This window comes from Virgisporangium aurantiacum, assembly GCF_016863635.1.
In the GTDB taxonomy this organism is placed as follows: Bacteria; Actinomycetota; Actinomycetes; order Mycobacteriales; family Micromonosporaceae; genus Virgisporangium; species Virgisporangium aurantiacum.
In genome coordinates, this window is record NZ_BOPG01000081.1 from 95,682 (window position 1) to 117,248 (window position 21,567).

General features: G+C 67.5%; 17 protein-coding genes and 1 riboswitch. Of the genes, 8 read left to right on the forward strand and 9 right to left on the reverse strand.

Annotated features, from left to right (window positions below; genetic code table 11):
* Window positions 1-55: 55 nt before the first annotated feature.
* Window positions 56-700: a hypothetical protein gene (locus Vau01_RS50720; RefSeq protein ID WP_204008438.1), complete on the forward strand. Its 645-nt coding sequence runs from the start codon at window positions 56-58 to the stop codon at window positions 698-700.
* Here Vau01_RS50720 and Vau01_RS64865 read toward each other — a convergent pair.
* Window positions 676-2,034 (reverse strand): purine-cytosine permease family protein, encoded by a 1,359-nt coding sequence (locus Vau01_RS64865; RefSeq protein WP_204008439.1) that lies wholly within the window; start codon window positions 2,032-2,034, stop codon window positions 676-678. The two genes, Vau01_RS50720 and Vau01_RS64865, sit on opposite strands and share 25 nt — an antisense overlap.
* Window positions 2,023-2,134, reverse strand: a riboswitch (TPP riboswitch). It overlaps the preceding gene by 12 nt.
* A gap of 46 nt (window positions 2,135-2,180) precedes the next feature.
* Entirely contained in the window at window positions 2,181-3,533 is a 1,353-nt protein-coding gene (locus tag Vau01_RS50730; RefSeq protein WP_204008441.1) for a diguanylate cyclase domain-containing protein, read from the reverse strand.
* 147 nt (window positions 3,534-3,680) lie between these two features.
* Between Vau01_RS50730 and Vau01_RS50735 the strand changes: the two genes are divergently transcribed.
* Window positions 3,681-4,901, forward strand: a complete 1,221-nt coding sequence (locus Vau01_RS50735; RefSeq protein ID WP_204008443.1) for an ABC transporter substrate-binding protein — start codon at window positions 3,681-3,683, stop codon at window positions 4,899-4,901.
* Here the strand turns inward: Vau01_RS50735 and Vau01_RS50740 are convergent, their stop codons facing one another.
* The 4 genes from Vau01_RS50740 to Vau01_RS50755 form a co-directional block, all read right to left on the reverse strand.
* Window positions 4,902-7,190 (reverse strand): putative bifunctional diguanylate cyclase/phosphodiesterase, encoded by a 2,289-nt coding sequence (locus Vau01_RS50740; protein ID WP_204008445.1) that lies wholly within the window; start codon window positions 7,188-7,190, stop codon window positions 4,902-4,904. It abuts the gene before it with no gap.
* A 69-nt stretch (window positions 7,191-7,259) separates the two neighbouring features.
* Window positions 7,260-7,670 carry a DUF6069 family protein gene (locus tag Vau01_RS50745; RefSeq protein WP_204008447.1) on the reverse strand — a complete coding sequence of 137 codons (411 nt, stop codon included), beginning with the start codon at window positions 7,668-7,670 and terminating at the stop codon, window positions 7,260-7,262.
* A gap of 121 nt (window positions 7,671-7,791) precedes the next feature.
* Window positions 7,792-8,988, reverse strand: a complete 1,197-nt coding sequence (locus Vau01_RS50750; protein ID WP_204008449.1) for a serine hydrolase domain-containing protein — start codon at window positions 8,986-8,988, stop codon at window positions 7,792-7,794.
* A complete protein-coding gene (locus Vau01_RS50755) occupies window positions 8,985-9,602 on the reverse strand; it encodes a dihydrofolate reductase family protein (protein ID WP_204008451.1) in 618 nt (205 codons plus the stop codon). Before Vau01_RS50755 ends, Vau01_RS50750 begins: the two co-directional genes overlap by 4 nt.
* A 687-nt stretch (window positions 9,603-10,289) precedes the next feature.
* Here Vau01_RS50755 and Vau01_RS50760 point away from each other — a divergent pair.
* The 3 genes from Vau01_RS50760 (at window position 10,290) to Vau01_RS50770 (ending at window position 13,293) form a co-directional block, all read left to right on the forward strand.
* Window positions 10,290-11,441 (forward strand): site-specific integrase, encoded by a 1,152-nt coding sequence (locus Vau01_RS50760; protein ID WP_204008453.1) that lies wholly within the window; start codon window positions 10,290-10,292, stop codon window positions 11,439-11,441.
* 192 nt (window positions 11,442-11,633) lie between these two features.
* Window positions 11,634-11,903: a hypothetical protein gene (locus Vau01_RS50765; protein ID WP_204008455.1), complete on the forward strand. Its 270-nt coding sequence runs from the start codon at window positions 11,634-11,636 to the stop codon at window positions 11,901-11,903.
* Between the two features lie 313 nt (window positions 11,904-12,216).
* The gene (locus Vau01_RS50770) at window positions 12,217-13,293 is read left to right on the forward strand and encodes a hypothetical protein (protein ID WP_204008457.1); all 1,077 of its coding nucleotides are present in this window, start codon (window positions 12,217-12,219) and stop codon (window positions 13,291-13,293) included.
* A 162-nt stretch (window positions 13,294-13,455) separates the two neighbouring features.
* On the opposite strand, the gene Vau01_RS50775 is transcribed toward Vau01_RS50770, so the two are convergent.
* Together Vau01_RS50775 and Vau01_RS50780 are read right to left on the reverse strand one after the other, a co-directional pair.
* Entirely contained in the window at window positions 13,456-13,641 is a 186-nt protein-coding gene (locus tag Vau01_RS50775; protein WP_204008459.1) for a hypothetical protein, read from the reverse strand.
* Between the two features lie 280 nt (window positions 13,642-13,921).
* Window positions 13,922-14,812, reverse strand: a complete 891-nt coding sequence (locus tag Vau01_RS50780) for a hypothetical protein (RefSeq protein WP_204008461.1) — start codon at window positions 14,810-14,812, stop codon at window positions 13,922-13,924.
* A gap of 591 nt (window positions 14,813-15,403) precedes the next feature.
* Here Vau01_RS50780 and Vau01_RS50785 point away from each other — a divergent pair.
* On the forward strand, window positions 15,404-15,949 hold the full coding sequence (locus tag Vau01_RS50785) for a DUF4365 domain-containing protein (RefSeq protein ID WP_204008463.1): 546 nt from the start codon (window positions 15,404-15,406) through the stop codon (window positions 15,947-15,949).
* A complete protein-coding gene (locus tag Vau01_RS50790; protein WP_204008465.1) occupies window positions 15,946-17,181 on the forward strand; it encodes a hypothetical protein in 1,236 nt (411 codons plus the stop codon). The genes Vau01_RS50785 and Vau01_RS50790 overlap by 4 nt, the downstream gene beginning before the upstream one ends.
* A 792-nt stretch (window positions 17,182-17,973) precedes the next feature.
* On the opposite strand, the gene Vau01_RS50795 is transcribed toward Vau01_RS50790, so the two are convergent.
* On the reverse strand, window positions 17,974-19,179 hold the full coding sequence (locus Vau01_RS50795; protein ID WP_204008467.1) for an IS110 family RNA-guided transposase: 1,206 nt from the start codon (window positions 19,177-19,179) through the stop codon (window positions 17,974-17,976).
* 460 nt (window positions 19,180-19,639) lie between these two features.
* Here Vau01_RS50795 and Vau01_RS50800 point away from each other — a divergent pair, with 460 nt between their 5' ends.
* The gene (locus Vau01_RS50800) at window positions 19,640-21,163 is read left to right on the forward strand and encodes an ISL3 family transposase (RefSeq protein WP_239152614.1); all 1,524 of its coding nucleotides are present in this window, start codon (window positions 19,640-19,642) and stop codon (window positions 21,161-21,163) included.
* The last annotated feature ends 404 nt before the right edge of the window (window positions 21,164-21,567 follow it).

The following is a 21,567-nucleotide window of genomic DNA, read 5'->3' on the forward strand; positions in this document are numbered from 1 at the left end:
CGTACATGTGTTCTATGGGTCACCCGTACGGACCACTCCGGGCGAGAATGCGGCGGTGCCGGTTCCCAGAACGCGGAGCGCCCGGGGGATCGCCGTCGTAGCGGTCCTGGTGATCGTCGCGGCGATCGTCGCCCGCTGGAACCCGTGGCGGTACGTGTACCTCATGCCCGCCGCCGACTCGGGCGTCTTCCTCGGGGTGACGACGGCGGCGGTCGTCCTCCTCGGGATCGCCGCCCACGTCGCCCGGCCGCGACGGGTCATTAACGCCGTCACCGCGTGGCTGGTCGCGGCGATGCTCGTGCTCTGCGCGTGGCCGGTGTTCGACGCGGTGCACGACACCGGGTACGACCGGGGAGCCACGGCCGTCGTTGCCGCTTCTGCCGACGAACGGTTCGAGGTCGTCGCCGTCCGCTACACGGCCCGCGGTTCCACCTTCCACGTCGACCGGTACCGGCTCCGGTCGCGGGCCGGCGCGCTCAGCCGCCAGGCCGACCGGTTCCTGGTGGAGATCTACCAGAGCGGCGCGGCGTCCGCGCGGGGCGCGGTCGCCGCGGTCGGTTTCAGTGGACCGCGTGAGGTCGAGATCCGGACCGCCGACGACAGCCGCTGGACGGTGACGTTCGACCCGCGCTCGCTGTCGCTCCCGCACACCCTCATGTGGAGCGAGACCACCGGCTACGAATGGACGCGGCGGCGGTAGTTCCGGGTCCGGGGCAGTTCCACCGCGACCGTCAGCACCGCCGCGACCGCGAGGCTCACCAGCGACGCGGACCAGCCGTTGGCCGGGTCGATGCCCAGGTCCTCCTGCCGGGCGGTCCACCACGCCGTCCAGCCGGCGCCGGTGCCGGCGAAGAACGTCGGCAGGGTCAACTGGTAGGCGACGAACCCGGCGATCCATGGAAGCAGCAGTGCCGGCCGGGCCGGCGCGTGCGTGGTGACGTCCCAGCCGGCCCGGGGGAGCACGAAGTACACCACCGCGAAGACGCCCACCAGCGGAACGAACACCGCGCCGATGAGGAACAGGAACGGCTCGTAGGCGGCGATGTCGAAGGTCAGCGCGAGCACCGTCGCGGTGACGCCGACGAGGCCGGCCAGCAGCCGCCGGTCGAGCCGGGCGGCGAAGTTCTGCGCGGACACGGCCGTCGAGTAGATGTTGGCGAACGCCTCGTCCAGTTCGACCACGACCAGGACCAGCACGGCGACGATCCCGAACGGGACGGCGAGCAGCGCGTCGACCACGTCGAGCCCCGCCGCGCCGTACGCGGCCAGGGCCAGGGCGCCCAGCGTGAACATCGCCACGGTCGCCGCGCCGTAGCCGATCGACGTGCCGAGCAGCGCCGAGCGGCCGTCGCGCGCGTGCCGGGTGTAGTCGGCCGCCAGCGGGAACCACGAGACCGGCAGCGCGATGACGATGTCGACGGCCGCCCAGAACGACACCGCGCCGTAGTCGTTGATCTCCGGCAGCGGGTGCCGGACGACCTCCACGAACAGGTACACCACCGCCGCGAGTGCCGCCCACACGGCGTAGCGCGCCAGGATCCGCGCGGCGGCGAGCGGGCGCAGCGCCATCAGCGTGGCCAGCAGGCCGCCGGCGAGCACGAACGGCCAGCGCGGCAGGTCGAGCACGCGCGAGGCCGCCTCGGCGATGACGACGATCTCGAACGTGGCCCACCCGACGCACTGCACCAGGTTGAACACCGTCGGCAGGTACGACATCCGCCCACCGAGCAGGCCGCGCATCAGCACCATCGCCGGCACGCCCTCCCGGGCACCGGCGGCCGCGCCGAGCCCCAGCAGCGCCGAGCCGATGACCGCGCCGACGACGATCGCCGTGATGGTGGCCGCGAGCGGACGCCCGGGCAGCACCACGTACATCGCCGCGACCGGCAGCAGCAGGCTGACGCCGAGGTTGCCCCACAGGCCCAGGCAGGCGCGCAGGTTCAACGTGCGGGGCGGGGGTTCGGTCAAGGAGAGCGGCGCCTCGGACTGCGCCGTGACAGGGCTGGCTGCGGGGCTGGTGGTCGACTCGCTCACTGCTGCTCCCTACGCCGGCATTACCCGGACAGGTTCATGCGGTCGACGGCGCCATAGCCGTCCTCTCAGCCCGATGCATCGAGCTCCCGCGAGTGCGTCTGCTTCGGGGGCGACCTTACGCCGACCACCCCCGTGAATGGAAGCGTCTACAGCGCCGCCGTCATGTGTTCGAACCGCACCACGTTGTTCTTCCCCGCCGCCTTGGCGGCGTACATCGCGACGTCGGCGTCGTGGATCAGGTCGTCGATGTCGGTGTGTTCGCGGCGGAGCGCGATGCCGATGCTCGCCTGTGGCCGCAGTTCGATGCCCGAGACGGTGAACGGTTCGCCGATGCTGGCGAGCAGCCGGTCCGCGACCTCGTACGCGCCGGCCGGGTCCTCGAAACCGTCGAGCAGGACGGCGAACTCGTCGCCGCCCAGGCGCGCGGCGGTGTCGTCGGTGCTCCGCAGCCCGTTGCGGAGCCGGTCGGCGACGGTGATCAGCAACAGGTCGCCCACCTTGTGGCCGTAGGTGTCGTTGATCTCCTTGAACCCGTCGAGGTCGATGACGAGCAGGGCGACGGACGTGGTCGGCCGGCTGAGCGCGTCGGTCAGGATCTGCCGGATCAGGGCGCGGTTGGCCAGCCCGGTGAGGCTGTCGTGGTACGCCTCGTGACGCAGTCCCGCGAACGCGTCGCGCAGGGCCACGAGGGTCTCGTTGAGGGCCTGACCCATCTGCCCGAACTCGTCGTTGCCGCGCACCGCGAGCCGTCTCCGGAAGTCACCCTGCCCGACGGCGGTCAGCACGTCGACGGCTTCCCGGAGCGGACGGGACATCGTCCGGGCGGCGAGCAACGCGAGCGTGACCGCGATGAGGGCGCCGGCCACCAGCAACAGGAGCATGAAGCGCTCGGTCGCCTTGCTGCTGGCCATCGACTGCCGGGCCGCGGTGGCCACCGACTCGACAAGCTGGCCGAGCACGGCGTCGGCACGGGTCTTGACGCTCCGCGCCACCGACTCGGAGCTGACGAGGAGGAGCGTCGTCGCCTTCTGCCGGTCACCGCTCCGGCTGGCCGCCAGCGCCGTGTCGCGCGCCGTGCGCCACATCTCGAGCAGCGACTCGAACGACTCCAGGGCCTGCATCTCGGACCGCGCGAGGTTCACCTGGTGCAGCGCGACCAGGTTGGTGTCCAGCCGCTGGTCGGTCTCCTTGATGGCGTTCTCGTACTGGTTCCGGTAGAAGCCGGGCTCGGACAGGATGTGGGAGACGACGGCCTCGAGTTGGGAACCGACGGCCGAGCGGGCCTCGGTCATGTGCGACAGCGCCAGCACGTTCGTGCGGTACTGGTGCTCCTGTTGCGCCGCGAGGTTCCTGATGCTCACGAGGCCGACGACGGCTATCGCGGCGAAGATCGACGAGATCACCAGGGCGACGGTCACGATCTTGGTACTGATCCGGAGGTTGGTGAACGTGCGCGCGCCGCGACTTCGCACGAAGTCGGCCGTTCGTCTGTCGTGCACCGGTCGTTCCTCCATGGCGGACCTGTTTCCCTGCGTCCGTCCAAATCGGTAGCGGAATCGGCCAGTCAAGCGAATGTTCAGACCGGCACCCCGGCGGCCGCCTAGTCTCGGTTGATGCACCGCCGCGCGTTGCTCACCCTTGGGACCTTGGTCGCGGTCTCGGCATGCTCGTCCGGAACCGGCGGGGGAGAGTCGGATCAGCCGGACAAGGTCGAGGTCTTCTCGTGGTGGGACGGGCCGGGTGAGAGCGAGGGCTACAGCGCTCTCATCGCCTATTTCAAGCAGCAGAACGCCAACGTCCAGTTCATCAACGCCAGCGTCGCCGGCGGCGCCGGAACCAACGCGCGAGCGGTTCTCGCCAGCCGGTTGGACGCCAACGATCCGCCCGACTCGTACCAGATCCACGCCGGGCTGGAACTGGCCAGCGACGTCCGCGCCGGCAAGGTCGAGGACCTGGCCTACCTGTACGAGCGGAACGGCTGGCTCGACAAGTTCCCCCGGGCACTCCTCGACGCGGTCACCGTCGACGGAAAGATCTACGCGGTGCCGGTGGCGATCCACCGGTCCAATCTCCTCTGGTACAACCCCGCGACGCTGCGCGCCGCCGGCATCGCCCGGCCACCCGGCACCTGGGCGGAGTTCCTCGCCGACGCGACGACGCTGAAGGCGAAGAACCTCACCGCCCTGTCGATCGGGCCGGGCTGGACCCAGAAACACCTGTTGGAGAACGTGCTGCTGGGGGAGTTGGGCGCCGAGCGGTACACGGGACTGTGGAACGGTCGCACGACGTGGCGGTCGGCCGAGGTCACGGCGGCGGTGGAGACGTTCCGCCGGGTCATGGACGTCTCCGACCTCGAGACGTACGGCGGCGACTGGCAGTCGGCGCTGGACAAGGTCGTCGCGGGAACCGCGGCGTACACGGTGATGGGCGACTGGGCCGACGCCTACTTCGGTCGGGCGAAGGGCCTGCGGTTCACGGCCGACTACGACGTGGTGGTCTCGCCCGGTACCGCTGGGGTGTTCAACTTTCTCAGCGACACGTTCACCTTGCCGAAGGGCGCTCCGCACCGCGCCGCGGCGGAGAGTTGGCTCACCGCCTGCGGTTCGCCCGAGGGCCAGGACGCGTTCAGCGTCCAGAAGCGCGCGATCGCGGCCCGCGTCGACGCCGACAAGAGCAAATACAACGACTATCTGACCACCGCGATGGCGGCGTGGCAGGACCCCGCCACGGTCGTGGTGGGCTCCCTGACGCACGGCGTGGTGGCCGACACCGAACGGAACAGCCAGCTCGACACGGCGCTCGCGGCGCTCGTCGGCGGCGGCGACGTGGCCGCGTTCGTCGCGTCGGTCGCCGCGATGTTCGGGTAGTTACGGCCGGCTCGTCGCCAGATCCCGGCGGGTGATGTAGGCGACGAAGTCGCCGACGCTCAGCGGCCGGGCGAAGTGGTAACCCTGCCCGACGTCGCAGCCGAGCTGGCGCAGCGCCTGGACGGTCGGCAGATCCTCGACCCCTTCGGCGACGACGGTGAGCCCGAGGTTGTGTCCGAGGTCGACGGCGGAACCCACCAGTACGTGGTTGCTGCGATCGGTGGCCATGTCGCGGACGAACGTGCGGTCCACCTTGATCTCGTCGATCGGAAGGATCTTCAGGTAGGCCATCGAGGAGTACCCGGTGCCGAAGTCGTCGATGGCGACCCGCACACCGAGCGCGCGGATCCGGCGCAGCACCTCGATCGCGTTGGTGGGGTCGTGCATGACGGTGTTCTCGGTGACCTCGACGCACAGCAGTTCACCGTCGACCCCGGCGCGGTGCAGGGCGGCGGCGACGGTGTCGGGAAAGTCGGTGTCGAGCAGCGACCGGGTGGAGACGTTGACCGCGACCGGTACGCGGTGTCCGGCGTCGAGCCACTCGCGGACCTGCCCCAGCGCGAGGTTGAGGATGTGGTCGGTGAACCGGTGGATGAGGCTCGTGCCCTCCAGCACCGGTACGAACTCGGCCGGCGACACCGCTCCGCGTTGCGGATGCTGCCACCGCGCCAGGGCCTCGGCGCCGACGAGCTCACCGGAGCGGATCGACACCTTGGGCTGGTAGTGCAGTTCGATGGCGCCGGCGTCGAGGGCGCGGCGCAGGTCACCGAGCAGGGTGAGCCGGGCGGCCGTGTCGTGGCTCTGGGTCTCGTCGTAGCGGGTGACCCGGAGGCGGTGCCGCTTGGCCGTGTACATGGCGCTGTCGGCGTGCCGCAGCACCGTGTCGATGTCCTCGCCGGCGGTCGCGGTGACGATGCCGATGCTGGCCTCGATGTCGAGCGTGATGTCGTCGACGACGAACGGCACGTCGAAGGCCGCGGTGATGCGGGCGGCGGTCTCCTCGCCGGCGCCCGGTTCGGCCCGGGGGAGGAGGACGGCGAACTCGTCGCCGCCGAGGCGCACCACGAGGTCGCCGGTGCGCACCGACGTGCGCAGCCGGTCGGCGACCTGCACGAGCAACTGGTCGCCGGCGCGGTGGCCGAAGCTGTCGTTGACCTCCTTGAAGCCGTCCAGGTCCACCAGCAGCACGGTGGGGGTGACGTCGTCGCGCTGTTGGAGCACCGTGCGGTTCGCGAGGCCGGTGAGCGCGTCGTGGCTGGCCTGGTGGGCGAGCCGCCGCTGGTACGCGTCGAGTTCGCGCAGCCGGGTGTCGAGCTGTTCGAGCAGGGTGCCGTTGTCGCGCAACGCCATCGCCTGCCGCACGGCGACGAGCACCGTCACGGTGACCGCGCCGGCGGCCACGATCACGATGTCGGTGGCGTGGTGCACCGCGGAGAACAGCAACAGGGTCGCGGTGGCGACGACCGCGGTGTAGGGCATGACGCTCATCCGCCGGCCCGGCATCCGGCCCGGCGCCGGTGCCCCGGCCGCGGCGGCGTGCAGTTGCCGGTTGGTCGCCAGACACAGCACCAGGCAGGTGGCGGGCAGGACGACGTGTCCGGTGTTGAGCCACGGCCGGGTCGCCAGCAGCGGCGCGAGCGACCCGCCGCCCGCACCGACGGCGCCGGCCACGGCGAGCAGGTGCAACGCCCGCCGGTCGATCGGGCCGGTGCCGGTGAAGGCGACCTTGACGAACGCCAGCACGCAGATGAACCCGCCGCCGACGACCGTCAGCACCGACCAGGTGTCGCCGGCGCTGCCGCCGAACCAGTCCTCCCAGCGCGGCACCACGAGGTGCCAGGCGAATGTCAACGCCGTCACGAGGACCGTCGCGAGGTCGAGCCCGAACCGGATCCACGCCCCACGGGTGTGCCGCACACCGGGAATGCGCAGCAGCCCCACCATCATCGTCAGCAGACCCGCGAGATACACGGCCGAGGTGGTGCCGGAGACGTGCTGGTTGTGGTTGTCGCTCGCGACGGTGTCATAGGCGTTGAACACCGCGCCGAGCCCGACGAGACTCACGCCGACGCTGACGTACCGCCAGAACATCCGCGGCGCCGCGGGACCGGCCGCCCGCCACGACAGGGTGGCCGCGGTCGGGACGCTCACCATCGCCGGCAGCCACCCCAGCAACGTCGGCGTCGGCCGTACCAGCCCGACGGCGAACCACACCGCCGACAGCACGACCAGGCCACCGGCGAGCGCCAACGGGCGGGTCAACCGATGGCCCTCGCCGGTAGCCTTCATACCCGCACCAATCGGGCCCGCGCGGGCGATACTGAGCGATCCGGCGGGCCCAGTCCGGCAGCCGCCCGCTCAACGCGTGCTGTTCAGGCGGCGGGCGACCGCCGGAATCACAATGGCGGCGGCCACCAGGTGCGTGAGCATCAGCAACACCTTGGTCTGCGGTGCGGCGTCGACGATGACGTCGGGCACCAGCGACAGCGCGGTGAGGGCGACGGTGGTGCGGACGAAGGCGCGGCGGGGGTTGGTGGCGGTGCGGCGCAGGACGGCGGCGAGGACGAGGCCGATGAGGGAGAAGACGGTGGTCAGGACGCCGAAGCCGGTGACGGGGATGGGTTCGCCGGCCAGGTCGAGGCTGATGCCGGCGGCGTGGCCGGTGGCGGCGACGGTCATGGTGGCGACGGCGGCTGCGGCGGTTGCGGCGATTCCGGTGACGATCAGCGAGCTGACGGCGGGGCGGGTCGGGTTCAGAACGGTGGTCATGGTGCCCTCCGGCGGTAAGCCGACCGGCTCTGTGCCGGTCTCCTGTCAAGGCGACGAAGAGAACCGACCCGATACGACAAACCCCGTCGAAGTTTCTTTCGGGATCGCGCCGCTCGCTCTGTCAGTCGTCGATCGACTGGTAGACGGCGGTCCAGAGGTCGTGCCACATCGGTAGCCGCTGGTCGCCCGCGTGGGCCCGCTGCATCATGACGATCGCGGTCAGGTCCTCGGCGGGGTCGTTGTACCAGGCGGTGCCGTAGAAGCCGGGCCATCCGTAGCCGCCGACCGAGGGGCCGAGGTGCGTGCGGCGGGTGCGGACCGACATCCCGAAACCCCAGCCCAGGGCGTCGAAATAGCCCGGCCAGAACCCGGAGACCGCTTTCAGCTCCGAGGACAGGTGGTCGCTGGTCATCAGCGTCACCGACGGACGGGAGAGGATCCGCCCGCCGCGGTGGGTGCCGCCCGCGTGCAGGGCCGAACCGAAGGCGAGCCAGTCGTCGGCGGTCGAGACGAGCATGCCGCCACCCCGTTCGAACACCGCCGGCCGGCTCCATCGCCCGTCGGGACCGTCCTCGACGACGGGCTCACCGGTGGCGGCGTTGTCGCGTTCGTAGGCCGTCGCCAACCGGTCGAGGTTCCCGGCGGCGACGCTGAAGGCGGTGTCCTTCATACCGAGCGGATCGCACACCCGCTCGCGTAGGGCGTCCCCGAAGGATCTTCCGGTGGCCCGGGCGATGAGCACGCCGGTGACGGTGGCGGCGGTGTCGTACATCCAGCGCTCGCCGGGCTGGTGGACGAGCGGAAGGGCGCCGAGCCGGCGCATCCACTCGTCGGGCGGCGTCGACGCCTCGTAGAGCACGCCCATCGCGTCGGCGATCGGGACCGTTCCCGGCTCGGCCGGGACAATGCCGGTGCCGACGGTGTACGTCAGCAGGTCCCGCAGCGTGATCGGACGGGCCGCCGGAACGGTGTCGTCGACCGGACCGTCGGGATCGGCGAGCACGGTCATGTCCGCGAGTTCCGGCAGGAGCTCGTCGACCGGATCGTCGAGGCGCAGCGTGCAATCCTCGACCAGCGTCATCGCACACGCCGCGACGATCGGCTTCGTCATCGAGCCCAGGCGACAGATCGTGTCGGTCGCCATCGGTATCTTCGACCCCGGACCCTCGAACGCGAGATTGCCGGTCGCCTCGACGTGCACCGCGCCGTGGCGGGCGAGGAGCACCAGCATGCCCGGAACGAAACCGGTGTCGACGTGACGCTCGAGCAGCGCCCGCACCCGCGCCAGCCGTTTCGACGAGAAGCCGCCGGCGGTCACGTGTCTTCTCCTGTCGTGTGCGCCCGCACCCCGTATCGATGAAGGGTGACACCCTGATCGAAGGAGCCATGCTCGAGCAGGTCCAGTTCGGCATCGGCGGGCTCGCCGGTGTTGTCGGTGTCGTCGAACAGTGGCCGGCCCGCACCGAGGATGACGGGGTGGGTGAAGAGCAGGAGCTCGTCGAGCAGCCCCGCGCGGAGCAGTTGCGTGGCGAGCGTGGCGCCGCCGACCCCGATGTCGCCGTCGGTCTCGTCCCGGAGCCGCGCCAGCGCCCCGATCGCGTCGCCGTCGCGGCCGACGATCCGGGTGTTGTGCTGTGCGTCGGTGCGGGTGCGTGACACGAGCACCTTCGGCTTGGACGTCCAGATCTCGCCATACTCACGGAGGTAGCCGGGCAGCGTGTCGTCGTCGCGGGCGGCCGGCCAGAACGTCTCCATGATCTCGTAGACCGTTCGGCCCTGAACCATGAGCGTCAGCGCACTGGCCCGGGCGTTGAACTCGTGGTGCAACGGTTCTCCGATGCGCAGCCAGTCGCCGCCGCCTTCTTCGCCCGCCGCGCGCTCGATCTTGAGGTCGAGTGACACGTTCATCCAGTACACGAACCGGCCCGGCACCATGCCCTCCCAGTGGTGGCGATCTGCAACTGCTCACCCCTGACCCTAGGAGAAGTGATGACAGTTTGCAATCACTTAGGCCGAAGTGCCGATATCGACGCGCGCGGCTGCCGTCGTTGTGTCGGCACATCCGGTCGGTGCAGGTGTGCGGCCACACCCCGGCGTGGGACCAGGGCGACCATGGGCGCCAAGGGCATGAACCTGGCCATCACCGACGCCTATCTCCTTCACCGGAGGCGGCTGTTGCGTTCGCCGGTCTCATGCCGGGCACACCCGTCGTCACCGCCGGTGACGCGGCGTTCCGTCGATGAGTGATCCACGACGCATTGGACCGCGCTCCGTGGCCGAGCACGCGCACGACGATCAACAGGCACGACATGCCGAGGAGACGCCCGGATAAATGGGAATTGCTCGGATCTCAATAGATCAACGAGACGTTTGCCCTGGTGAAAGCTCCCCCATTTGGACTCGAACCAAAAACCTGCCGGTTAATCTTCGGTGGTTTTCAGCGCCTTTCATGATCGCGTGACACTGCTGTCTAGCAGGCCAAACGTGATTTCGCCGGACTCTCGGGCATTCATGATTGTGCAGCTTTTTGCACAGTTTAATGTGGGTAAAATGTGGGTGATCCAGTTGTCGTGACGTGCGCAAAGGCAGGCGACGACCGGTGGATAGGAACTTACGCCGGTGGCAAGGCCGTCACTTCCATTGGGCACGCATGGGGAGATCCGGTACTACGGCAGCGGCAAACGTTGCATAGCCCGAACGCTGTACCGCGACTACGACGGCGTGACACGCCAAATCGAACGATGGGCCACATCGAAGGCGGCTGCCGGGCGGGCGCTGAAGGAAGCACTCCGCGACCGCCTGTGGGTGGACACCGCTGCCGAGATCAGTCCCGACACCAAGCTCCAGGTCGTGGCCGAGGCGTGGTGGTTGGAGTTCGATGAGTCGGACGCTTCGCCCGGCACGAAGCGTGTGTACCGGGAACGCCTCGACCAGCAGATCATCCCAAGCCTCGGCGGCCTGCGCTGCCGCGAGGTGACCATCGGAGTCGTCCAGCGGTGCCTCACCGCGGTCAAGCACAACCACGGCCCGTCATTGACCAAGACCGTGCGCACCGTTCTCTCGAACGTGTGCAAGTTCGCCGCCCGCCACGACGCGATGAAGCTGAACCCGGTACGCGAGACCGCCACGATCTCCGTCAAGCCGAAGAAGGGCGTCGCGAAGGCGCTCGCTGTCGAAGAGATCAAGCAACTTCGGGCCCTGTTGACGTACGACGACCGGGCAATCTCGCGCGACCTTCTCGACCTGGTCGACGTGATGGCGGCGACGGGTCTGCGGATCGGTGAGGCCCTCGCGCTCGTCTGGGATGCGATCGATCTGGAGGCGGGCACCGTCGAGGTCCGGAGCACAGTCATCCGGATCAAGGGCCAAGGCCTTGTCATCAAGCCGGAGCCGAAGACGGATGCCGGATACCGGACGCTCGTTCTCCCGTCCTGGTGCAAGCAACTGCTGAAGGCGCGCTGGGCCAGGTCCGACCTTTCCTGGGGCGAGCTTCGGCTCGTCTTCCCGAGCGCGGTCGCAACCCTCCGCGATCCGTCGAACGTCGACCATCACCTCAAGGACGCCTTTGTCTGGGCCGGACTCCCCGACATCACGTCACACATCTTCCGCAAGACCGTCGCCACGCTCATGGACAAGGCCGGACTGTCGGCCCGCGCCGGCGCCGATCAGCTCGGGCACGCCCAGGTTTCCATGACGCAGAACACCTACTTCGGCCGCAAGGTGTCTGACACAGGAGCGGCTGACGTCCTAGAGGTGCTCAACATCGCGTGATCTGTCGATTGGCTGCGGGAGCGAGACTTCGTTTCTGTAGCCAACCGACGGCTGGAACTTCGGTGATCATCCCTGGTGCCACGTGAGGCGGATGCGTTCGTTCCTGGGTCGACGGGCAGAAGACCTTGTACCGATCAGCGCGTCTGGACGGACCGCTGCGGCTGTGGGCGGCGGCGTGCACGGTAGTTGGCCTTGTCGTGCACCGGCCGGTCACCGGCGGACCCCGCCGATCGACCGGTCCGAAGCCCTACCGGAAAGCCCTCGCTGGCGTCGCGTCGAACCTACCGGAGGTCGTGGCCTACCTACGGCGACGTCGCGCTGCCGCTCCGGCGGGCGTTTCACACTGTCGGTCCGCACGCCCGGCCGGCGCTCGCCGAGTTCGACGCGCTGATCGACCGGCGTGGACGGATCGCGATGTTCGTCGGCGACCTCGACTTCGCGATGCGCGCCGAGGAGATTTGATTGCGGCTGGCAGTCGAGGCAAGGACGGCAACGACTCCGGCGGCTCGGATAGGCCTCCGCCAACATGACCGAGGCGCCCGTTCGGCATTGGCCCGGACCGCCGGGTCCGCTCCACGTGACGGACCGTGCCGTCGAGGTTCCGGCACAGGATCCAGGCCCGCCACGGCCATCTGACGGCTCGCTCCGCGATCGCCCCGGCCCGCGGTACGTGCTCGACACCATCGCCGCGTCCTGAGCCGTTCGCCGAGGTGTCTGGGCATCAGTAACACTGCCGGCCGAAACTCCAGTGCCGGCGACGGTGCAGGTCTTTACCGTGAAGGAGCGGACGCTCGACCGCCGGGCAGAGATCACGGGGAGGCTGGCCACGATGCAGCGCTTGGAGCTGGTGATCGTACAGTTTGAAGAGGTCAAGCGCCTGATTGTCATCGGACGCATTCCCCAGCTCAGGTTGGCGCTCATCCTCCTCGACAGTGCCGTTGAACTGATCATGCACCGCATGGTCGAAGCGGAACTCCGTCATGAGCGTTTTCATTTCGATCAGCTAAAGCAGCTTCGCCGGCTGGAGTCGTGGCGGCACAGCGGCACCCCGATCCAGCGCCAGTTCGCGACCAGCGGGCCGAGCAGCGACCAGCTCGCCACTGAGATCCAGCGGCTGGCACCGATGGTGACGCCGACGGCCAAGCGCAAGAAGATCGACCGCGTGTTCGGTGACAAGATTGACTTCCTGGTCGAGCGGCACCTGCTGCCTGCCGAGGTTGCGCCAGCGCTGAAGAAGCTGCACGACTACCGGAACGAGACGTACCACCGCGACCAGCATCGCGTCGAGGTGCTCCATCCGGCGGTAGTGATCTATTTCGACATCGCGTGCACGGTGCTGGATCACTACAACCCGGGTTCGATCATTGTCGGACCATTCGGTCCTGAACTCTCACGTTTCCGAGACGGTTCCAGTGGCCACGACGACCCGTTCGACCTGCCCCACCGAGCGGCCGGGCAGCTCCGGCAAGACATTGGGCTCGATTTGGCGACCGTACGTGAGGCACTGGTCGCGCATCTGCTCGAACGTCTTGAAGACATCGAATCCGGACTTGGTTACATCGAGGAGAACAGCATGAACCGCATGCGCCCCGGCGATGCCATTCGGTGGATGCAGGTCGATGACGACGACGTAGAAGCGATCTTCGACGATGCCGTATTTCGGAGCCGCGACTATCCGCTGACGATGGCTGATGTCGCCTCATGGATCGCAAGGGCGACCGCGATGGAGAACATGAACGACAAGCATGCGTTGTTCGCTGAGTTCGCAGCCCTGGAAGACGCCTTCGAAGCGATGGAACGTCAGGTCTCGAAAGCGGTCTGGGACATCGACGAGCAGGCGAACATGCGGTAACCGGCGCCCACGTGCAGCGGACCGATGACAGCAGTACGCTCGACCGTTGACCCAGCCGAGCCCGTTGGCAGATGTGGTGTCGCGATGCTGTCGCCTGCGGCGAGCGTCCAGATGGGCGTTGAACTGGTCGCGGATGAGCGAACGGGTCGGGCGGTCGGCGCCTTATCGCAAGGCGGCGTTGACCGCCTGGTCTCCGTAGCGGCGGGTCAGGCCGAGCAGGCGGTAGACCGCCCGCATCCGGGTCCAGGGCAGCGTGTACGTCGAGCAGCCGCTCGGCAAGAAACCGACATCGTCACCGTGGCGCGGGCGGAGCCTGACCGTGCGTGCCGACCGGATCGAAGACTTCATCGCAACCCTCACCGACCCCGAGGCACCCGCCGGTGGCCTGCTAATCGAACGCGCCGGCTACAGCATCACCTGCGGGCCGCACACCATCGAACTGCGGCCCGTCGCCCTTGCCAACGCCGCCGAACTGCGGGCCGCGGTCGGCACCGGTACCGAACCCGTCGCACGGTTCGACTGCACCCGGGGCAACGGGCGTCTACGTCCGGCTAGACCGACCGGCGTAGCGCGACCGGTCAGCGAAGACCCGAATCGATCGACCGGTTCAGGTCAGCGGAGTCCACGTTCAGGTCTGCTCCAGCCGTTCGACCAGGGTGCGTCGGACGCCGGCGTCGAGCATGGCCTGGGCACGGTGCTGGCCGTTGACGTATCCGCGGTTGCGTGGCCAGCGGCCGCGGCCCGGGTCGATCGGGAAAGCCAGCAGCGAGTACACGGCTTCCACCTCCCAGTCGGTGAGCGATGACCGGTCGACCTGCGCGAACGCGAAGTCCGCAACGTCCTCGTGCGGCACGCCGGCGACGTAGGCGCGGTCGACCAAGTCGATCGCAACCGTCGACACCTTGTGCCAGTCCCCGCCGTGATACCAGCAACAAGTTTGGGCAGTGCGGCGGCGCACGAGCTGGCGGCCCAGCCGCCGCCACCACGGTGTACCAGTGGCCATGCACGCCTTCTCCCGGAAAGGGCGAGGGCGGGCGAGCCAAAGGACCGACATCGGGACGAAGCGGTATGTCGGGTCTTCCTCCCGTTCACGTCGTATGTACCCGGCGCCGCGTGTGGAATCGACTGGGCCGCCGACCAGCTGGCTCATCTCGTCGACGTTCAGGATGGGACCCCAATGCGCGACGAGCTCGCCATGGCCGGTGACCTCGAACTCGACATGCTTGAACCCGTGGTCCTTCTGGATCTCGGAGGTGCCGTAGGTCATTAGCTGCCGCGCAATCCAGATCGGTGGCAGCAGCTCCGCCGGCAGATACCGCTTCCACACAGCCGCGGCATACCGTTCGGCCCCGTTCGTCAGGGACATCCCCTCGTTGTCGAGCTGGGTCACCACCGCGACCGGCCGCAACCCGGACGCGATGAACACCTGAACCCGGAACGTCGGTCCGCTATCGTCCCCGACCCGGAACATGTGCTCATCGACGACACGCTCGCGACGTCCGGCGTGCTCCCGCAGCAACGGCAACCGCGCCGGCAGGCCCCCAGCGGCCTCTGACGAAACCATCTGTCAAGGATCCAGCGGCCCGCGATAGTAATCGCCACGCCGCGCGGGAAGCCAATTCGGTAATCATGAGCAGTCCGGATCGGCCGTGGAGGGCCGGCCCGGACTGTGGTTCGTCTACGGGTTCCCGGTCATGAAGCGGCGCCATGAACTGCATTGGCGTTGCGACAGTTGGGCCCAGACTACGAACGCAAGCTGTGGGGGCGTGGTCGACAGGCACCGCCATCTTGTGGCCGGCGCTACTTGCGATCCGACCGTCATCGCGCTGGACGGCGCCTCCACGGCGCGCGCCACGACCGCTCTGGCCCGTCCGAGGTCCGGACGAACGGCCCGCGGTCGGATCGTGTGCGCTGAACCAGCCCGCGGGCGAGCCAGTGCTACTGGCTTCCTGCTGGTGGCGCTTGTTTGCGTGGCGGCTGCCGGCGGCCGGTGAGACAGTCCGACCATCCATTTGGGTGGAAGCCTGCAAGCTTCTCGGGCCTACGCGACGGACACCGGCGCCGCTACTCTATGGAGAGGTCACGTGACGGAAGGTGGTGGGTGGCGTCAATGTCGGACGAGGAACCGAACCACCTCGTGAAAGCCGTCGACCCCCGCACGCTAACAACGTGCATGGAACAGTTGCAGATTGCCTACGTTGAGGGCGTCGCGTCCACCGCAGGATGCGTGGTTCAGAACATTACGCGAGATGTGTATGGAGTGGATCTCGAAATCGTGAGATCATTTGCGCTACCTCGTGAAGAAGTTCAGATTAAGGTGCAACTCAAAAGCACAACAAGCATTGCGCCGGAGTCCACCCCAACCACGTTCGCTTATCAGTTTCACAAGCGGGAGTATTTTGAGCGTCTCGCCATGGTGCGCCGGTGGGACAAGTATATACTGATTGTAATGAGCGTTAATCCGAAGCAGGAGCTTTGGACGGATTGTTCGCATGATTTCATGAAATTGCATCACTGTTGCTATTGGATCAGCGTTGAGGGTCGAGAGGTGCCGAAAGCCGCCAAGCCAACCCTTCGGATTCCTCGGGCCAATGTGTTCAATGCGAAATCGCTCATCGAGATTCTTGAGAAGGTCGAAAGAGGAGAAAAGTTGTGATTGGGGTCAACGGCGACGGCGTCCAGCCGCTCGACGTTGACCCGCTGCGTCTGACGGTGTTGCTGGAGCAAGCGGGTTGGCAGTTGATAGGTGGGCGTCGAGCGATTTACAACAGGCTTTCGCCACCGTCCGATACGTCGGGTGGCACCCGAACGCTGGTTGTTCCGCTCGACAGAGGCGCCCCCGAGTACGAAGAACTCATGCGCAAGGCGCTCGCCAAGATCGCCGGAGAAAATTTCGATACGTGGCGCGGTCGCTTGCTTCCGCGTCTCAGTGTTGCAGTGACGGACGAATACAGATTCCGCAAGGAGAGCGACGCGCCGTCTGGCCTAATTGTGTGGCGTGAGGGCGAGGCTTTAATCCAGGCCGCTCGCGCTACGTTGGTCGCCGGCGCTAAGGCCTTGCTTACCAAGGCACGCCACTTTGGCAATAAGCACGGCCAGTTCGCCAGCCGGTATCTTGACGCGGTACTTATGGGTCAAACTGCACCCGGCAGTTACGTCGTGACCGCGTACGCGCCCTCGGAAACAGCGATACCGGTAAGGCAGACTTCGGAACACACCATTGGCCTGCCTGGCGTTGACTATGTGCAGGGCAACGAAATTTCTGCCTCTATTGTTAGTGCCCTGGGTGCAACGGTTGAAGCGCTAGACCACTTTCGCTCGTCGCAATCGTTCTCTGGCTTCGACGCTGGTGTCGAGCGCGGGGTGTCGTACGAATTGGCGAACGCCCTTGTGAATCTGACAACGGATGCCGAAGAAGCGAACATATTTGTGGAGTGGCACCCATCGGGCGCGGGGTTGACTGTATCTGACATTGACTTCGTATTTAGCGGGCGTGATACACCGGTCCTCCAGAGGGCCGCCACCCGGCTTGTTAGCACCGAACCTCAACCCCGGACGGTGGTCATTGGCCGTGTCCATCTGCTGACAAAGAAGGACGCTGGTTTACCTGGAGTAGTGGGGGTTGAGGCAGTCGGATCCGCAATACCGAAGAAGGTCCGAGTTCATCTGCTTCAGGCGAGCGACTACCACCTCGCTGTTCGTGCCCACGACGAGGATCTGCTGGTACGAGTAGTCGGCGACTTGCAGCGCGAAGGCACGCTGAATTGGTTGTATAGCGCTCATATCGAAGAAGTGATCGGACGGGCCGAGGGCGGATCGAGCGCTACCGCGATGACTGGAACCCCGGTATTGGACTTTGACACCGAGGACGATGCGCACGAAATTTAGGTGTGCGAGCTTATTAACTTGGCTCAAGTTTGACAGGACGTCACGTCGCCGACGGGGAATCTAATTGTTGGTACACCATGTTCCATGCCCGTCTTGGCATGGCGTTGAGTACGAACGCGCCTTTGCATCCGATGGTTCCAAGACCTGGGCCACACGCAGATATGCCGACTCAAGTGAGGACGAGACGGATTCAAAGATGGCAGCGGACCGGCTACGAGCCGAAGTGAGAGGAGAACGGCCCTGCTCGCGCGCACGACTTCGATGAGGGCCGTTCTCCCGGGCCCAGCGGCCTCGCGTATACGCCGAGACGCCTAACTCCCCTTTCAGGGTCTTCGTTCCCGACTTCAGCCCGCCCGGTGGCCGGGATCGCGCGTCAGGACATCCGTCGCGACGGAGCTGTAACTGAGTCCATCGACGCCCTGCTCGTCGCTGGCACCTTCGTGGCCAGGTTGGCGCCGCCTCGCTGCATCACTGTGCGCGGTCTGCGATGTGCTCTGTCAACGCCGCTTGGTCAAGCGCGGCTTGCCAGTACTTGTCGAATATCTCGCGATGCCGTGACATGTTCCATGGGTCCTCGACCGGTTCGTCGGTGAGGTAGGTCTCCCGGTAGAGGACTGCGTCCTCTCTGTTGTCGCTGGGCAGGGTGAGGATGTCACCGGCTACGCTCCGTCTCCGAGAAGAGAAACCGGGTGATCCCCGGTGAACCCGACCCGCGGGCGAGCGCTTCCAGGAACGCTATCGGCAGCCGATGGTGGGTGAGTTCTCCGTGGGGGGGTGTCCCTATGGGTTTTGTCAAGCTGCTTGGCGGGGTTCGTCCGCCAGTTTCGGCTGGTAGGGGGTTTGGGTGCGGAGCATGGCGTGGAGGACGTCGATGCGGCGGCGGGCCAGGCAGATGAGGGCGGCGTTGTGTTTCTTGCCCTCGGCCCGTTTGCGGTCGTAGTAGGCCCGGGAGGGTGGATGCGCAAGCGAGGCGAACGCGGACAGGAAGAACGCGCGTTTGAGCTGCTTGTTGCCGCCCTTGGGTGGGTGCTCGCCGCGGATGGAGCTGCCGGAGCGGCGGGTGACCGGGGCCAGCCCTGCGTAGGCGGCCAGGTGTCCGGAGGTGGGGAAGGCGGTGCCGTCGCCGACGTCGAGGAGGATCCGGGCTGCGGTCCTGACGCCGATGCCGGGCATCGAGGTCAGGACCCCGGCAAGAGGGTGGTCATCGAGCATCCCCTCGACCTCGGCCGCGACCTGGTCGCGTTGGCGCAGCAGATCACGCAGGCTCTCGGCCAGCCGTGGCAGGACCTTCTCCGCGGCGGCGGTGCCGGGCACGACGACGGTCTGCTCGTCGAGCGCGGCCAACGTCTGGTCGACCAGGCGGGCACCCATGCGTGGCGCGCGTGGCTTGACGATCTCGACCAGCTTCGCCCGGCCAGCGGCGCGCAGCCCGGCCGGGCCGCCGCAGCGCGAGAGCACCTCCAGCACGGCCGGGTGCTGGACCTTCGGGCCGAGGACCCGCTCCAACGCTGGGTGGATCTGGGTGAGCAGCCCGCGAATGCGGTTGCTGACGCGGGTGACTTCGCCGGCGAGGTCGTCGTCGTAGCCGACGAGCACCTCCAACTCGGCGAGGGCCTCGTCGCCGCTGTCGACTCTGCGCAGCGTGTGTGGCAGCGTGCGGGCCGCGTCGGCGATGGCGAAGGCGTCGCGGGCGTCGGTCTTCGCCGTGCCCGGGTGCAGGTCGGCGATGCGGCGCATCGCCAGACCGGGCAGGTAGGCGACCTGGTGCCCGCAGGCGCGGGCGACCGCCACCGGCAGCGCGCCGATCGACGCGGGCTGGTCGACGACCACCAGCACGGTGCCGTACCGGCCGAGTTTGCCGAACCACGCCCGCAGTTTGGCCTCCGTGTTCGGCAGCGCCGCGTCGTGCAGCCGCTTGCCGTCCGGTGCCAGCCCGACGGCGTGATGACCGTCCTTGCCGACGTCCAGACCGAGGAACACCCCGTACCCGCCGTGCACGCACCGCCTCCTCACCGCAGCATCGCCTCGGTCGCCGGTCTGAGCGTCGGACTGCCGGCACCCACGTTACGAAGAGACCTACCCCGGGCAGGGGCGGCCGGGTCCCTATGAGCGGTCCGCCGACGCCACCCGACCTGGCGACAACACCCCCCGGATCATCCGAACGACAGGGGCAGTAAGTCATACCAGGCCGGGCGACCAAGGAGTCCCCGGCTGGGGACGATCAAAAAGGTAACGGGGGGGCAGAATCCACGCCTGAGCGTAAAATAGCCCGGCGTGGCTTGGGGAGTCAGAGGTGGTTCTGGCCCACATTTCGTGATCGAGATGGTCCGGGGCTGCGGAGCGGGGTCAGGTCTGTGATCATGGCTCGTCGTGCGCTGATGGCTGCCGATGCGTCCCGGTGTTGTTCCCGCACCTGTCCTCAGTGGACGTTCGCCGGGTCGAGGTGCGTGGTGATGTGGTGTGGCTGCACGCGTTGAGCCGCAGCGCTGGTGCGAACTGTCATCGGTGCGGGTCCTGGTCGACGCGGGTCCATAGCCGCTACGAGCGCCGGATCGCGGACGGGGCTGTGGTGGGACGTCGGTTGATGGTCCGCTTGCAGGTGAGCCGGTATTTCTGTGACGCGTCCGGGTGTGCGGCCAGGACGTTCGCCGAGCAGATTCCTGGCGTGAGTGTGCGCCACGGCCGGCGGACGCCGCACCTGACGCGGATGCTCGTGGACATCGGCCTGGCGCTGGCAGGCCGGGCCGGGTCGCGCCTCGCCGCCACGATCGGGCTTCCGGCCGGCCGCAACGTGCTGCTGCGCCTGGTCCGGGCACTGCCCGATCGGCTGATCGGCGCCGTATCGGTGCTGGGTGTCGACGACTTCGCACTCCGGCGCGGGCACCGCTACGGCACGATCCTGATCGACATGGACACCCACCGGCCGATCGATGTCCTTGACGACCGGCTCGCGGACACGTTCGCTGCCTGGCTGGAAGAGCATCCCGGCGTCACGGTCGTGTGCCGCGACCGTGGCGGCGCCTACGCCGAAGGGGCGCGAACCGGTGCGCCACAGGCGATCCAGGTCGCTGACCGGTGGCACCTGTGGAAGAACCTGGCCGAGCAGGTCGAGAAGACCGTGGCCGCCCATCACGGCTGCATCCGCACGGCCTACGCCACCCCGACCGCCGAAGCCGCCGACGAGCCCGATGCTGCTGCCGCTATGGACGCTGCCGCCGTGGACCGGTGGGAAGGATCCGCAATCGTGGCGCGGACGAAGGAGCGCTACGCGGCGGTGCAGGCCCTCAAAGCTCAAGGCAAAGGCATCAAAGCGATCCGGCGTGAACTCGGGCTGGCCAAGGAGACCGTCCGCAAGTTCTACCGTGCCGCCAGCGTCGACGAGCTTCTCGTTACGGCACGGGCTGGGCGGTGCAGCATCCTCGACCCGTTCAAGCCGTTCCTCCACGACGCGTGGAACGCCGGCCGCACCAACGTCTCCGCCCTCTACCGCGAGATCGTCGAACAGGGATACCGGGGCAGCTACGCCACCGTCTGCGACTACCTCGGACCCTTCCGGACGCAGACCGCCCCGCCGCCGGCACCGACCGTGCCGAAGGTCCGCCGGATCACCTCCTGGCTGCTGAGCCACCCCGACCACCTCGACACCGACGACCAGGTCGAACTCAAACAGGTGCGCGCCGCCTGCCCCGAACTCGACACCACCGCAGCCCGGGTCGCCACGTTCGCGCAGATCCTCACCGAGCTCCGCGGTGAAGAGCTCGACGCGTGGATGACCACGGTCGAGGCCGACGACCTGCCCCACCTGCACCGGTTCGTCCGAGGCCTACGCGCCGACAATGCGGCTGTGGTCAACGGGCTCACACTGCCGCACAACTCCGGAGCTGTTGAAGGCGCCGTCAACCGCATCAAGATGATGAAACGACAAATGTACGGCCGGGCCAAGTTCGACCTGCTCCGCAAACGGATCCTCCACGCCGCATAGCCGGGACCACCTCGATCAAGAAATATGGGCCAGAACCATTCGGACGTCGTTGATACCTACTTTGCTGCCCGCGTCCAGGGCTTTCACCCGGGGTAACCAGGCAGGTGACCCGGTGGCGGGCCCGCGACCCGTACAGGCGAGACGTATTGCGTCCTAACGGTCACGGTATTTGCCTTTGTAAGGATGACGATTTCGGGCTTGCGATCCTTCGACTTATCGGGTGCAGTTACCATTCGTGGTTAGTCGGTTGCTAGTCGCACTACGCTGTAGGCCGAATCGCGGTCGGGGGCGCGGGTGACGGCGCCGGCATCGTCTCTGACATCACCGTTCGGCGATCCCGGCCACACCGGCTTCGTGTTGTCGGTGGCGTTCTCCCCGGACGGCGCCCAACTGGCTTCAGCGGG

Excerpts from the sequence above, each read along its gene's own strand:
- Vau01_RS50775 (WP_204008459.1), bottom strand. The coding sequence starts at position 13,641 with ATGAAGTCTTCGATCCGGTCGGCACGCACGGTCAGGCTCCGCCCGCGC.
- Vau01_RS50745 (WP_204008447.1), bottom strand. The coding sequence starts at position 7,670 with ATGACCACCGTTCTGAACCCGACCCGCCCCGCCGTCAGCTCGCTGATC.
- Vau01_RS50740 (WP_204008445.1), bottom strand. The coding sequence starts at position 7,190 with ATGAAGGCTACCGGCGAGGGCCATCGGTTGACCCGCCCGTTGGCGCTC.
- Vau01_RS50785 (WP_204008463.1), top strand. The coding sequence starts at position 15,404 with ATGTCGGACGAGGAACCGAACCACCTCGTGAAAGCCGTCGACCCCCGC.